This window comes from Micromonospora sp. NPDC018662, assembly GCF_044391475.1.
Classification (GTDB): domain Bacteria; phylum Actinomycetota; class Actinomycetes; order Mycobacteriales; family Micromonosporaceae; genus Micromonospora.
In genome coordinates this window covers 800,145-813,634 of the sequence record NZ_JBISAC010000001.1, presented here as the reverse complement: position 1 = coordinate 813,634, position 13,490 = coordinate 800,145, and the positions used below count along the sequence as shown (strand labels likewise).

Sequence of the window (13,490 nt, the reverse complement as noted above, 5' to 3'; positions counted from 1 at the left end):
CGGACCTAGAAGGTGATGTCGCCCTGCACGTCGCGCGCCTGGACGACCTTCCCGGCCGTCCCGCTGAAGTGGTTCACCACCTGGCCCTGACCGGTGACGACGCCCGCCCCCGCCAGCCTGCGCCATTCGTCGGTGAGAGCAGCGGTGAAGTCCGGGTCCCGTGCCATCACGTCGGCCAGAGCCGAGGCGAGCGCAGTCTGCCGCCAACGCTCCTGTGGGTGCGCCACCGCGGCGTCGAGCACCGCCGATTCTCGCGTCCCCGCCCCGAATCGGCTGCGGACCAGACTGAACAGCGAACCGATCGCACTCCGGGCACCGACACCGAGCGCCTCCGCGCCCTTGGTCGCCAGTGCGGTCGCGACAGCCAGAACGATCTGGTCCTCCATGCCCGGCCTCCCACGAACGACGACTCACATAGACGCTTCGCATTGCCGTCATCGGCGAGCCTAACGCCAGCGGGCAACCGACAACGGGTCTCCGCAGTCGGCACAGATCGCTAGAATCATCGCCATCCTTGCATGTCATTTATGATTATCTAAACAAGGAGACTTATTACTAAATAATATTGAAGGCCACATAACAGACACATCCCACGATGCGAAATTCCCTCACCCGCAAGATCGACAGGCACTAGCGTGCCCCACATGATCTTCAGCTGGGGCCTCCAGGTCACTGTCGACCTCCTGTTCTCCCTACCCGCACACTCCCTGGCATTGCTCACCGAGCCCGCACTGGCGACGGTCCATTCCTGCGCAGCAGGGTTGGGCGAGGCAGCCGTATGGCCCCTCTGGGTGAAGTGGGTGGCCTGACGATCGTCTAACGCTCGACGCGTCCACCCGTTGCGTGTGCGCCGCCGGCCCGGGCCGGCGGCGCACTTGCTTGCCCACGACCAGCCGCGGCCGATGCCGCTGCGACCGTGGTGGAGGCTGCCGGGACATGGACGTACCCCCGAGGGCGGCCCGGTCAGCACAGCAGGACCGGGCTGCGGCCGCTTGAATAGTGGGGTGCAGGTCATCAAGGACGGGCGGAGCTGGCGCATCGGCGCTGCCGCCGACGTGGACTGGATCGCCGGTCACACCACTGCCGGCGTCTCGATCGCCACCGCCATCCCGGAGATCTTCGCCGCCTACGCCACCACGTACCAGGCTGCCGACGTCACCGCCGCCGCCTACGAGCAGGCCCTGGTCGAGAAACTCATGATGCACACCCCCGAGCAGCCCTGGTGGCTGGCCTATCTCGACACCGGCGCCCACGATGTCGTCTTTCCGCACGCCCCGCGGGTGTCGCTCTACTGGGACTGGCCGTACGTGCTGGTCGAGGCCGGTCCCGAGCAGGCCCTCACCTGGCGCACCGATGGACACATGCGCGACGCGCACGGAGCGCTACCCGACCTGTTCTTCCCCGCCGACCGGTCCTGGCTGGTCTCCGCCCTCTGGGACGACACCTGGACCTGCGTCGGCGGCCCGGAACCACTGATCCGCACCCTCGAACGCGACCTCCTGGCCAACGCCCGCCGGGTCCGACCCGACGAGGACGCGCTGCCACCGGGGCTGACCCGTGAGTGAGGACCGATGTCGCAGCCTCTGTCAGCCACCGGCGGTGGCCCGTCGCTGACGCCGGCGGTCACGCCACCCGTGGGAGCCGCGACCGGTCGACCTCGGCGAGTTCGAGGAGGCGCTGCACGCCTGCGCGCTGGAGTTGGTGCGGATGGTGGCACGTGACGGCGAGGGCGCCAGCAAGCTCGTCGAGGTCCGGGTGACCGGCGCCCGTGACGACGGCCAGGCCAAGCGGGTCGGCAAGGCGGTGGTGAACTCCCCGCTGGTGAAGACCGCCGTGCACGGCGCGGACCCGAACTGGGGGCGGGTGGCGATGGCCGTGGGCAAGTGCGAGGAGGACGACGACATCCGGCCCGACTACACCACCTGACGCCCGCCGGGGTGGCTCCCTCGGAGGGAACCACCCCGGATCCCGGCTCAGCGACCCGGCAGGGTGGCCAGTGCCAGGTTGGGGTCGACACCTGTGGTGTACGCGGCACTGAGCACGTAGAAGGTACGGCCGCGTACGGCCACCGAGGTCGGGTTCTGCAGCCCGTCGGCGGCGGTCATCAGCGTTCGCGAACGGCCGGCCGCGTCGATGCTCACCACCGTGTTCGGTCCGTTCAGGGTGGCGACGACCCGGCGGTCACCGGCACCGACGAACGCGAAGTCGTCGATGCCGACCAGACCGGTCGCCGCCACCCGGACCGGCCCGGGCCGGCCGTGCCGCAGCGGGATACGCAGCAGCGTGCCCTGGTCGAGGTTGGTCGCCCAGACCGCGCCGGCGCGTACCTTGACGCCGTTCGCACCGAGGAAACCGGTCGCGGCGAGCTCGGGTGCCGAGGACCAGACCTCGACCCGGCCGCCGTCCAGAGCGACTGTCGAGATCGTGCCGAGCACCGAGTCGGTGAGGTAGAACCGCTTCGCCGCCGCGTCGAACGCCAGGCCGTTGGGAAGTCCGTCGGCCGGCAGGGCCGCGATGCGGTGCGGGGCCCCGCCGGGGCGCAGCCGGTACAGACCGGTGGAGGCGGCGTCGCCGCTCGCGTACAGGACATAGAGGGTGCCGTCGGTCATTCGGATGATGCCCGTGGTCAGCGCGAACCTGAGCACCGGCGTGTTGACGCCGCCGTCGGCCGGGGCCGGGAGCGTCGCCAGGATCCGCGTCGCGCCGGACGGGGTGACCGCGGCGACCTGTCGAGAGGCCGCGAAGGTGACGTAGGCGGTGCCGTCCGGGCCGACGGCGACATTCTCCGGCATCTGTCCCTTCGCCAGGTCGAAGTGGACCGCGATCCGCGAGGACACCGGCGAGGCGGATGGCCGGACCGGCCCCACGGTCGCGGCCGGCGCGGCGCTGGGCGACACGGCAGCCAAGACGCCGGTTCCCGCCGCGGCGAGCGCGACTGCGAGGGTCATCATTCTGGTGCGCATTCTTGTCCCCTTACTGGTTTTTTGACGGGCGTGAAGTGGGCGCGACGGGTCCGGCGCTCCTTGCGGAGCACCTCGCGTCGAGCGTCGGGGTGGCGCTATTCGCGCCGGACAGGCTGCTGTGGAGCGCCGGCCCGGGTGGTGACGGCGCTGTGGACGAGCAACGTCATCGCCGCGTGCGATGCCGAGCCGGGTTCGGTGGTGGCGACGACGACGGTCTGACCGTCCTCGGTACGCAGGGTCTGCTGCGTCACGTCCATCGTGCCGACCAGTGGGTGGCGCATCCGGTGGACGGTGTCGCCGCCGGCCTTCACCCGGTGGTCGGCCCACATGGCGGCGAACTCCGGACTCCGTACCGTCAACTCGCCGACCAGTGCGGCCATCAGCGGGTCGTCCGGGTGCTGCCCGGAGGCCATCCGCAGCGTCGCCACCACGGCGCGGGCCTTGGTGGGCCAGTCGGCGTACAGGTCGCGGGTGTGCGCGTCCAGGAACACCAGCCGTGCCATGTTCGGGTACTGGTTCGGCCGTTCCGGGATCTCCGGAGCGAGGTGACCGGCGAACAGGGCATGGCCCGCGGTGTTCCACGCCAGCACGTCCGCGCGGCGACCGAGCACCACCACGGGTACGTCGCCGAGCGTCGCGACGAGCTGGCGTACCGCCGGGCTCACCCGCTCCGCGGCCGGGCGGCGCACGGCGGGCCGGCGGCGGGTCACGGCCGCCAGCTCGCCCAGGTGGCGGCGTTCCGCGTCGTCGAGCCGCAGTGCCCGGGCGAGCGCGTCGAGCACCTCGGGTGAGGCGTTCACGGCCTGCCCCTGCTCCAACCGGGAGTAGTACGACACGCTCACGCCGGCCAGCAGCGCCAACTCCTCCCGGCGCAGCCCGCGCACCCGGCGCCGCTCACCGTACGTCGCCACGCCGGTGTCCTCCGGCCGGAGCTGGGAGCGCCGGGCCTGGAGGAAGTCGCCGAGCTGTCCCCTCGCGTTCATGACTCGAAGTATTGCGAGCGCTGCCTGCGCCAACCACTCCCTGCCAGGGGTAGGCACCGCGGGGCGAGGGGTCGAGGTACTTCTGGGAAAGCTCGTCGATGTGCTCCGCGGCAGGGCGACGCCATGCCCGGCGGGTCCTGGGAGCCGAACCCCGTCCTTCCGATCGCTGCGGGTCTCCTGACCGCGCTCACGGCCCACCCTCCGGCCGGTCCCGTCACCGCTTCCCGTTCTGCCGGAGGGCTTCCTCGAGCTGATCCTCCAGGATGATGATCCGACAGGCGGCATCGAGGGCGGTGCCCTGGTCGACCATCTCGCGGGCCCGGGCGGCCAGGCGCAACTGGTAGCGGGAGTAGCGGCGGTGCCCGCCGCCGGAGCGGTGCGGGTTGATCAGTTTTGCCTCGTCCAGGCGGCGCAGGAAGTCCTGCGTGGCGCCGAGCATCTCCGCGGCCTGGCCGATGGTGTAGGCCGGGTAGTTCTCATCGCCGAACATGTCGTCGGGCTGCTGCCCCATGTCACCTCCACGTCGAGGGCCCCGGCGCACAAGCGCCGGGGCCCAGGGTTACGGGTCAGAACACCATCTGCCGACCGGAACGTCGGTTTGTCGTATCCGCGCCGGCCGTCATGGACGGCTTCGGGCGCGAGGATCGCGTATGCGTGACCGGAGACCACCTCTCGTTCGATGGAAACTGCGGTGTCCGCCCGGCCTGACGTGACGGCCGAGGGCGGGCGATCCAACGGTGTACGGCCCTCCCTTTCCTCTGCTTACTTCCTGCACGTGCTGTCGTACGGCCCGCCGGTGTCGGAGCCCACGCGACTTCATGGCCTCGACACGCGCGGCGAGCATCAGGTGCAGCCCCGAAAAGTGCCCTGGCTCCACCTGCACTTCACCGTCCGTCATGACCTCACGGCCGGACGGTCCGTCCACGTCTTGACGGATCTTCTCTCTCGACTCGAGTAAGAGTATGCCACGCCCTTGAGGATGTCTAGTCTCGTCGGACCAGGTTTTCTGGTCTGACGAGCCGACGTCGATCGTCATGGCCGCAGCGCGGTCGCGGCCGGGGTCCAGGTCGACTCGTCCCCGACGTCGGCGACCGTGATCCCCTTGGCGATCTTCTCCAGCTCGGCCCATGGCAACGTGTCGCCGAGGCCGGTGGCAGTGACCTGGAGGACGACCGTGCCGTCGGCGCTCCAGATGTTGCAGAAGTCGCCGATCGCGAGGCCCGCTTCCCGCGCCCGCCGTTTGGGCACCTGGTGACACCTCGTCGTGCCGGGCTCCGGCGACTGGTTCGCGCTTGTGCTCGGGAGGACGAAGATGTGGAAGCCGTCCCTGATGCCGCCCTCGACCGCGTCGTACGGCGCGGTCAGGCCCGAGGTGGGCGCGGCCGGCCGGGTGTACGTCGCGCCGCCGTAGTCACCGGCGCGGGCGGTGGCGATGCCGCTGAGGCCGGGCATGGCGTGCGTGCCGGTCTGCACCGGCACGTAGCCGGCCGGCACGTAGCCCACCCGGAACGGCACCAGGGCCGGTGTCGGCGCGGCGGGCTTCAGCCCCTCGACGAGACCGCCCAGGTCCGCGAAGCTCGGCGTGGCCTCGTCGCTGGAGATCGACGTGACAGCCGCCCACGCGTCGGCGGCGTACTCCCAGGCGAACAGCTTGTTGCCCGCGTCGATCGGGTTCTTCGGGTCCAGGCCGACCGGCAGCGTCGCCTGCACCGCCCGGTGCCCGGCCACGGTGACCTTCCTGCCGTTCCGGATCCCGGCGGGGTCGAAGGCACCCGGCCGGTAGACGGTCAGGTACGCCCACAGGGACGGCTTCCCGTGGGCGGCCTTCCGCCTCTGCCCGACGGCGTCGCCCTGCGCCTCGGCCTCCTCCGCCGTCATCGGCTTGTCGTTCGAGGTGTGGCGGTCGGAGTAGACGGAGGCGATCTGGTAGGCGGTCGACGTGACGATCGGGTTCTGCACGTGCAGCGTGCCGGCGTCGTACCCCTGGAAGGTGAAGGTGAACGGCGCGGCGGCGGGCCAGGTGGCCCCGGCCGGCCCGGACGCCGCCGCGCCGACCGGGGCCGGCGTGACCGGGGTTTTCCGCTCGGCGCCCAGGGTGGGCACCGTGAACGCGGCGGCGACCGCGACCACGACGAGGCCGGCCGCGCCGGCCGACGCGAACCCGGTCCGGCGCCGTCGCTCGGCCCGCCGCCCGGCCGCGACGATGTCGTCGGCGCTGCGGCGCATCGGCGGTTCGTCGCCCGTCACGGCGTCCACCAGGTCATGCAACTGCATTTGTCCACTCCTCCATCGGCTTCCCGGTGAGTTCGATGCGTTCGCCGCCGAGTGACTCGCGCAGCTTCGCCAGGCCCCGGGAGACCTGACTCTTGGCCGTGCCCACGGTGCAGCCGAGGACGCCGGCCGTGTCCTCCAGGCTCAGGTCCAGGTAGTGCCGGAGCACGACCGCGGCCCGCTGCCGGGCCGGCACGGCGTCGAGAGCCGCGCGCAGGCGCATCCGCTCGTCGGTCGCACCGGCCGGGTCCCGCAGCGCCACGTCCGGCATGGCGTCGCCGGCCGACCGCTCGCGCCGCCAGGGCCGGCGGGTCTCGTCGACCGCGGCCCGGTAGACCATGGTCTTGACGTAGAGATCGGGCCGGTCCAGCTTCCGCCAGCGGGGGTAGAGCTTGACCAGCGCGTTGGCCACGGCGTCCTCCGCCGCGTGCCAGTCGCCGCAGGTCATGTACGCCAGCTTGCGCAGCGCCGCCATCTGCGACGTCACGAACTCGCGGAATGCTTGCTCGTCTTCGGCTCTCACGTCGACTGCCTCCTCGTGACGGAGGTAGAACGGAGCCACCCACCCGGGACGTTGCACGGTGCGCAGAAGTAGTTGTGCGGATGCCCCGGGAGCACGTGTCAGCGGTCGGGGCGGCACCCGACGAGCAGGCGGGCCACCATGTCCTGGGCGTGCGCGCGCTCGTAGCCCGGGCCGAGGATGCACAGGTTCCCCACCGCGCGCATGAGCGTGTACGCGGTCACCTCGGGGTCGATGTCCCCGGCCGCCACGCCCGCGTCGATCAGCGAGGCGCATGCCGGGACGAGCTCGTCGAGCATCAGCGTGTGCAGGGTGAGCAGGCTCCGGTCCTCGGACTGGAGGGCGACCCCGAGGCCGTGTTTGGTCACCAGGAACTCCACGAACGCGTCGATCCAGCGCGTCAGCGCCTCACCGGGGGCGATGGGTTCCTGTCGCAGCGTGGCGGCCAGCGCGACGCATTCCTCGAGCTGGTGGCGGTAGACGGCGGTGACCAGTTCGGCGCGGCTCGGGAAGTGACGGTAGACCGTGCCCAGGCCCACGCCCGCGCGACCGGCGATGTCCCGGATGGGCGCCTGCACCCCCTGCTCCACGAACACGGCCGCGGCGGCGGCCAGCAGCGCCTCGCGGTTGCGCCGTACGCCTGCCTGACGCGCGCCGGACGACTCGGTCACCGCTTCCCCTCCTTGCTGACGGAACATTGTTCCGCTAACGTTGGTGGCGGAACAAGGTTCCGCTTGAGTATGACAGACCCCTTGAGAAGGCAGGCGTCACGATGCCCATCGACCAACCCACGACCCTGATCGCCACGGTCAAGCCCCTCCCGGTCCCCACCACCGGACGCGACATCGACCTCCGGGTCAAGGTCACCGCGCCGGTCTCCGGCACCAACCTCCCCGTGATCGTCTTCTCCCACGGCAACGCCTGGTCGATGGACGGGTACGGGCCGCTCGTCGACCGCTGGGCCGGCGCCGGGTTCGTCGTCGTCCAACCCACCCACCTCGACTCCCGCCGGCACGGCATCGGGTTCGACGACCCGAGATTCGGCACCATCTGGCGCGTCCGGATCGCCGACCTGCACGCCGTCCTCGACCACCTCGACGAGCTCCTCGACCAGGCCCGGGCCGCCGGGCTGCGGGCGAGCGTCGACCACGACCGGATCGCCGTCGTCGGACACTCCTGGGGCGGCCAGACCGCCGGCACCCTGCTCGGCGCCCGCGTCCTCGACGCCGACGGCACGCCCGGCGAGGACTTCTCCCACCCCGCGGTCAGGGCGGGCGCGCTCATCGCGGCGACCGGCACCGGCGACACGCTCACCCCGTTCGCCGTCGAGCACCTGCCGTTCATGCGGCCGGACTACTCCACCATGACCACCCCGGCCCTCGTCGTCGCCGGCGGCAGGGACCAGTCGGCGATGTCCACCCGAGGGCCGGACTGGTTCACCGACGCCTACCACCTCAGCCCCGCGCCCAAGAGCCTGCTCACCATCGTCGAAGGCCACCACACCCTGGGCGGCGTCGCCGGCGAGCAGGTCGCCGAGACCACCGACGAGGATCCGGCCCGTGTCGCCCTCGTCGCGGACGCGGTCTCGGCCTACCTGCTCGACGCCTTCGACCTCGACGGCACCGCCTGGAAGGCGCTCAGCGAACGCGCCGTGCCCGGCGACGGCGCGTACCACGTCGAGCACCGGTAGGCGGAGAGGTCGTGCCCGGTCACGGCTCCTGCGGCGGGTCCGGTGCCGGCATCCGGTCGAGCCGATCCTGGAGCTGCCGGGCCTGCGACTCGTCGCCGATCTCCCGGTGGACCGCCACCGCCCGGCGCAGGTCGGCCGCGGCGGCCACCGGGTCACCGAGGCCGAGGAACGCGTCGGCGCGGTCGACAAGCGCCCACGCCACCACCCGCAGGAGCCGGAGTCGTTCGGCGAGGTCCAGGGCGCCGTCGATGAGGTCCTTCGCCTCGCTCCACCGGCCGTGTCGCCGGTGGAGCCGGGCCGTCATGCGGGCCGCCATCACGTCGGCGATCTGCGCGACCTGCTCCGACGGGGCGGTCTCCGGGCTGCGGACGACCGCTGTCACCTCCTGGTAGGCGGCGACCGCCTCGTCGTCGCGCTCCAGCCCGCCCAGGCTCTGGCCGATGCCGAGCAGCGCCTGCGGGAGCCCGTCCCAGTCCCGGGCCTGACGGAACCGGTCGGCGGACTCGCGAGCGTATGCGAGGGCGTCCGCGTAGCGTCCGGCCTCCAGCCGGGCCCAGGCGCAGTAGAAGCGGGCCCACCCCTGCTGGCGGGCGTCGCCGGCCCGACCGGCGCACTCGGCGGCGCGTTCGGCGTGTCGGAAGCCGACGTCGAATTCGCCCCGGCAGGAGATGTGCGCCCAGGCGAGGTACCCGAGGTGTACGGCACGCAGGTGGTCGTCGTCGAGCCGGTCGGCGGCCTCGACGGAGAGCGCGAAGACCTCGTGCCAGTGCCCCCAGTGCGGCCACAGGTCGGAGAACCAGTGCAGCGACTCGGCGACGTCGATGACCCGCTGGTGTGCCCCGGCCGCAGCGGCCTGGACCAGGGCGGGCAGCCAGTTCTCGGCCTCGGCCTGGAGCCAGTCGCGGGCCGCGTCGGCGGTGTCGAAGCCGACCAGCCGGGTGGCGTCCGGCGGCGGGGCGCCGAAGCCCGGTTCGTACCAGCGGCCGGCGACGACTGTGGTGTCGAGCAGCCAGTCGACGGCCCGGCGGCGGGCGGCACGCCGGTCGTCGGCGGACTCCTCCTGCCGCAGTTCCAGGTCGGCGTAGAGCCGCAGCAGGTCGTGCAGGGAGTATCGGTCGTCGGCGCCGTGTTGCAGCAGGCCCAGGTCGATCAGCTCGTCGAGGGCGTCCTCGGTGCCGACGAGGGACTCCTCGGCGAGCACGGCCGCCAGCTCGGCCCCGGTGGACGGCCCCGGCACCAGCGCGAGCCGGCGGAACAGCCGCCGGCCCACCCCGGACAACTGCTGGTACGACAGCCGGAACGCGGCCTTGACCTGGAGGTCGCCGGCGGTCAGGGCGTCCAGCCGGCGCTCCTCGGCACCGAGCCGGTCGGCCAGGTCACCGACCGTCCACCCCGGACGGCTGGCCAGGCGGTTGCCGGCGATCCGCAGGGCGAGCGGGGTGTTGGCGCAGAGCCGGGCGAGCCGGTCCAGCCCGGCGGCCCGTTCCGGAGGGCCGGCGACGATCCCGGCCAGCAGCGTGACGGCGGCCGCGTCGGGCAGCGGCCCGAGCGGGATCCGGTGGACGCCTTCCAACCCGCTCAGGGTGCGGCGGCTGGTCACCAGCACGGCCGCCGGCCCGGTGCCGGGGAGCACGGGTCGCACCTGCCCGTCGCCGGCGGCGTTGTCGAGCACCACGACGACCCGTCGGCCGTCGACCCGCGTCCGCCACAGCGCGGAGAGCTCGTCCAGGTCCTGCGGGACCGCCCCGACCGAGGGATCGATCGCGTGGATCAACCGCTCCAGCACCTGGGCCGCGGTCAACGGCCGGTCGTCGAGCCCGCGCAGGTCGACGAAGAACCGCCCGTCCGGCATCGGGTCGGCCAACTCCGTCGCGGCCTGCACGGCCAGCGAGGTCTTGCCCATCCCCGGCGCGCCGCTGAGCAGCACCACCGGCGCGGGGTCACCGGCACCCGCAGCGGTGAGCCGGGCGCGGATCGCGGCCAGTTCGTCCCGGCGGCCGGCGAAGTCGATCACCCGTCGCGGGAGCGGACACCGGCCCCAGGTGACCGGCCCGGCGCTGCGGCGACGGCCCGCCCGGGCCGCCGCGGCCAGCTCCGCGCGGTCGTCGGCCCCGAGACCCAGCGCGTCGGCGATGGCCTGCACGGTACGGGCCTGCGGCCCCTGACTGACGCCGCGTTCCATGTCGCTGATGGCCCGGTCGCTGACGCCGGACCGCTCGGCGAGCTGTTCCAGCGTCAGATCGGCGGCGAGCCGCAACTCCCGCAGCCGAGGCCCGAACGCGATCGCACCGTCGGTCACCCGGAGCCTCCCTGAACTGCCGCTCTGACAGATCAAGTGTTCCACGGGTACGGGTGGCGCCAGACCGCCGCGGGCGTACTTCTGCATGTCTTCTTCGTGGTCCGCGGAGGTCCCGGCCGGTTGACTGGGTGGTGCGACGGGCCGGCGGCATCGGGGGTGCCGGACCGCGGCGAACACCTCGACCCCCGCTCCGGAAGGACACCCACATGCCCTACGTCAAGGTCGGCGAAGAGAACAGCGCGGACATCGACATCTACTACGAGGACCACGGCAGCGGCCCGGCCGTCGTGCTGATCCACGGCTACCCGCTCAGCGGGGCGTCCTGGGAGAAGCAGACCCGGGAGCTGCTCGCCGCCGGCCACCGGGTGGTCACCTACGACCGGCGCGGGTTCGGCCGGTCGAGCCAGCCGACGATCGGGTACGACTACGACACGTTCGCCGGGGACCTGAACGCCCTGCTGGAGCACCTCGACCTGCGCGACATCATCCTGGTCGGCTTCTCGATGGGCACCGGTGAGGTGACCCGCTACCTCGGCACGTACGGCTCGGGGCGGGTCCGCAAGGCGGTGCTGATGGGCGCGATCCCGCCGTTCCTGCTCAAGACCGACGACAACCCGGACGGCGTCGACAAGCAGGTGTTCGAGGACATCAAGGCGGCGGTGGTCGCCGACCGGCCGGCGTACTTCAAGGACTTCCTGGACAACTTCTACAACGTCGACGTGCTCGGCGGCACCCGGATCAGCGAGCAGGCGTGGCAGAACAGCTTCATCACCGCGGTCGGCGCCTCGGCCTACGCGGCGTACGCCTGCGTCGACAGCTGGCTCACCGACTTCCGCGACGACGTCGCCAAGATCGACGTGCCGACGCTGCTGCTGCACGGCGACGCGGACCGGATCCTGCCCATCGACGCCACCGCCAACCGGCTGCCGGGGCTGATCGCCGACCTGCGCTTCGAGGTCATCCCGGGCGGCCCGCACAACATCGCCTGGACCCACCCGGAGCTGGTCAACCGCTACCTGCTCGAATTCATCGCCGCCTGAGCCGGAGGGGCACGCCATGAGCCGCGCCACCGGCCGTGGGAGGTCGGCCGTTGTGGTGAACACCGCCGGGCCCGGCGCGGAGAGTCGTCCTCCGCGCCGGGCCCGTGGTGTCGCGTGGGGTCAGGCGGCCGCGCAGACGGCCGTCGCACCGGGGCCGGTGCCGGTGCCCTGGAAGCCGAAGTTGGTCGACTGCCCGGCGCCGACGTGCCCGTTGTAGCTCACGTTGGTGAACCGCACGGTGCCGCTGGAGCCGCTGGCCTGGGTGCTCCAGGCGCCGGTGATCGCGGCGCCGCCGGGCAGCGTGATGGTCACGGTCCAGCCGTTCAGGTCCGCCGAGCCGGCGGTGACCGTCACGCTCGCGGTGAAACCGCCGGACCACTGGTTGAGCGAGACCGACGCGGAGCAGCCGTTACCCGTCGGCGGCGGCGTGGTGGTGGGCGGCGGCGTGGTCGGGGGCGCGGTGGTCGGGGGCGCGGTCGTCGGCGGCGTCGTGGTCGGCGGCGCGGTCGTCGGCGGCGTGGTGGTGGGCGGGTTCGGTGCGCCGTTGGCCAGGCTGAAGGCCAGGTCGGGCTGGAACGAACCGGCCGTGTAGCGGCAGCCGTCGGCCTCCCCCGGCGGCTTCACCCAGAGGTACCCGTCGATGTTGGCGTCGCCGGTGTTGGTGGTCGGGTACATCCCGATGCGCCGGTCGGTGTTGTCGTCGCCGCACCAGTCCCCGCTGGCGCCGCCGTTGCGGCTGGTGTCGATGACCTGGCGCTTGCCGGAGATGCCCATGCCGTTCAGGGCGGAGATGACCCCCCGGCCGAAGTTCGCCTCACTGGAGGTGGGGTTGAAGTTCGACACGTTGGTGAAGAAGCCGTCGGCGTACTGCACACCGGCCGCCCGGAGGCGGTTGGCCGTCTCGTTCGCGCTGTTCCAGGTGGAGTGGCCGCCGTCGAGGTAGACCTTGGCGTTGGGGTTGGCCGACTTGATGGTCCGGGTGGCCGTCGAGATCGCCTGGTTGCGGGCGTTGAGCTCACCGCTGCTCAGGCACGTCTGGAGCGCCAGCGAGTCGGTCTCCAGGATGATCAGGACCGTCTGGCTGCCCAGCCCGCGGGCGAAGTTGGACACCCACGTCTGGTACTGGTTGAGGTCCGGCGCCCCACCCGCGCTGGCCCCGCCGCAGTCCCGGTTGGTGATCTCGTAGACCGAGAGCACCGGGATCTGCTGGGCGGCGTTGGCGGCGCCGACGAAGCCGGAGACCTCGGACTGGATGGTCGACGGGTTGAAGTTGGCGAACCAGCGGGCCTGCGGCTGACTCGCGATCTTGTCGCGGATGACGGCGGCCCGCGAGTCGCCGGGGTTGGCCGCGACCCAGCGGACGACCGCCGAACTCGGGTCGCGGTAGAGCGAGCCGGACACCGTGCCGGCGGACGCGTTGCCGACGGTGAGGCCGACGCCGGCGGCGACGGCCGCCACGGCCGCCACGGCCGCCACGCCGAGAGCCGCCGGTCTGCGGCGCAGCGGGGAGAGGATAGCCACGATGTGTTTCCTCCTGATCACATAGATGTATCTAAGTTCATGGGAGCGTTCCCATGGACGGTAGCGGAGCGCGGCACCGCTGCCAAGATGTGAACCCCGTCAATGCGCCGTGGGGGGGGGCGCCCCCCCCCCGGGCCCCCCCCCCCCCCGGGCCGCCCCCCCCCCCCCACACCCCAACCCCCCCCCCCCCCACCCACAGCGGG

The 13,490-nt window shown here is 72.1% G+C and carries 12 protein-coding genes and 1 pseudogene; 4 read left to right on the top strand and 9 right to left on the bottom strand.

Features of this window, described 5'->3' with window-relative positions; genetic code table 11:
* Positions 1-5: 5 nt before the first annotated feature.
* Positions 6-386, bottom strand: coding sequence for a hypothetical protein (locus ACH495_RS03995; protein ID WP_396856242.1), 381 nt, complete (start codon positions 384-386; stop codon positions 6-8).
* A 618-nt stretch (positions 387-1,004) separates the two neighbouring features.
* On the opposite strand from ACH495_RS03995, the gene ACH495_RS03990 reads away from it, so the two are divergent.
* Together ACH495_RS03990 and ACH495_RS03985 are read left to right on the top strand one after the other, a co-directional pair.
* Positions 1,005-1,565, top strand: a complete 561-nt coding sequence (locus tag ACH495_RS03990; protein WP_396856241.1) for a hypothetical protein — start codon at positions 1,005-1,007, stop codon at positions 1,563-1,565.
* 97 nt (positions 1,566-1,662) lie between these two features.
* Positions 1,663-1,926: pseudogene (locus ACH495_RS03985) on the top strand (bifunctional ornithine acetyltransferase/N-acetylglutamate synthase); the annotation flags it as partial.
* 47 nt (positions 1,927-1,973) lie between these two features.
* On the opposite strand, the gene ACH495_RS03980 reads toward ACH495_RS03985, so the two are convergent.
* From ACH495_RS03980 to ACH495_RS03955, 6 genes are all read right to left on the bottom strand, one after another.
* A complete protein-coding gene (locus ACH495_RS03980; protein WP_396856240.1) occupies positions 1,974-2,963 on the bottom strand; it encodes a hypothetical protein in 990 nt (329 codons plus the stop codon).
* A 95-nt stretch (positions 2,964-3,058) separates the two neighbouring features.
* Complete coding sequence (locus ACH495_RS03975; RefSeq protein ID WP_396856239.1) at positions 3,059-3,946, bottom strand: helix-turn-helix transcriptional regulator; 888 nt, start codon at positions 3,944-3,946, stop codon at positions 3,059-3,061.
* A gap of 214 nt (positions 3,947-4,160) precedes the next feature.
* On the bottom strand, positions 4,161-4,457 hold the full coding sequence (locus tag ACH495_RS03970) for a helix-turn-helix domain-containing protein (protein ID WP_396856238.1): 297 nt from the start codon (positions 4,455-4,457) through the stop codon (positions 4,161-4,163).
* A 521-nt stretch (positions 4,458-4,978) separates the two neighbouring features.
* On the bottom strand, positions 4,979-6,220 hold the full coding sequence (locus ACH495_RS03965; protein WP_396856237.1) for a hypothetical protein: 1,242 nt from the start codon (positions 6,218-6,220) through the stop codon (positions 4,979-4,981).
* Positions 6,207-6,740 (bottom strand): SigE family RNA polymerase sigma factor, encoded by a 534-nt coding sequence (locus ACH495_RS03960; RefSeq protein ID WP_396856236.1) that lies wholly within the window; start codon positions 6,738-6,740, stop codon positions 6,207-6,209. Before ACH495_RS03960 ends, ACH495_RS03965 begins: the two co-directional genes overlap by 14 nt.
* A 98-nt stretch (positions 6,741-6,838) precedes the next feature.
* Positions 6,839-7,408: a TetR/AcrR family transcriptional regulator gene (locus tag ACH495_RS03955; protein WP_396856235.1), complete on the bottom strand. Its 570-nt coding sequence runs from the start codon at positions 7,406-7,408 to the stop codon at positions 6,839-6,841.
* A gap of 101 nt (positions 7,409-7,509) precedes the next feature.
* Here ACH495_RS03955 and ACH495_RS03950 point away from each other — a divergent pair, with 101 nt between their 5' ends.
* Entirely contained in the window at positions 7,510-8,427 is a 918-nt protein-coding gene (locus tag ACH495_RS03950) for an alpha/beta hydrolase family protein (protein ID WP_396856234.1), read from the top strand.
* Between the two features lie 19 nt (positions 8,428-8,446).
* On the opposite strand, the gene ACH495_RS03945 is transcribed toward ACH495_RS03950, so the two are convergent.
* Positions 8,447-10,726: a helix-turn-helix domain-containing protein gene (locus ACH495_RS03945; RefSeq protein ID WP_396856233.1), complete on the bottom strand. Its 2,280-nt coding sequence runs from the start codon at positions 10,724-10,726 to the stop codon at positions 8,447-8,449.
* 206 nt (positions 10,727-10,932) lie between these two features.
* Between ACH495_RS03945 and ACH495_RS03940 the strand changes: the two genes are divergently transcribed.
* Positions 10,933-11,766, top strand: a complete 834-nt coding sequence (locus ACH495_RS03940; RefSeq protein ID WP_396856232.1) for an alpha/beta fold hydrolase — start codon at positions 10,933-10,935, stop codon at positions 11,764-11,766.
* 120 nt (positions 11,767-11,886) lie between these two features.
* Here ACH495_RS03940 and ACH495_RS03935 read toward each other — a convergent pair whose 3' ends face one another.
* The gene (locus ACH495_RS03935; RefSeq protein WP_396856231.1) at positions 11,887-13,287 is read right to left on the bottom strand and encodes a glycoside hydrolase family 6 protein; all 1,401 of its coding nucleotides are present in this window, start codon (positions 13,285-13,287) and stop codon (positions 11,887-11,889) included.
* Between the last annotated feature and the right edge of the window lie 203 nt (positions 13,288-13,490).

Excerpts from the sequence above, each read along its gene's own strand:
- ACH495_RS03980 (WP_396856240.1), bottom strand. The coding sequence starts at position 2,963 with ATGCGCACCAGAATGATGACCCTCGCAGTCGCGCTCGCCGCGGCGGGA.
- ACH495_RS03975 (WP_396856239.1), bottom strand. The coding sequence starts at position 3,946 with ATGAACGCGAGGGGACAGCTCGGCGACTTCCTCCAGGCCCGGCGCTCC.
- ACH495_RS03970 (WP_396856238.1), bottom strand. The coding sequence starts at position 4,457 with ATGGGGCAGCAGCCCGACGACATGTTCGGCGATGAGAACTACCCGGCC.
- ACH495_RS03950 (WP_396856234.1), top strand. The coding sequence starts at position 7,510 with ATGCCCATCGACCAACCCACGACCCTGATCGCCACGGTCAAGCCCCTC.
- ACH495_RS03995 (WP_396856242.1), bottom strand. The coding sequence starts at position 386 with ATGGAGGACCAGATCGTTCTGGCTGTCGCGACCGCACTGGCGACCAAG.
- ACH495_RS03940 (WP_396856232.1), top strand. The coding sequence starts at position 10,933 with ATGCCCTACGTCAAGGTCGGCGAAGAGAACAGCGCGGACATCGACATC.
- ACH495_RS03965 (WP_396856237.1), bottom strand. The coding sequence starts at position 6,220 with ATGCAGTTGCATGACCTGGTGGACGCCGTGACGGGCGACGAACCGCCG.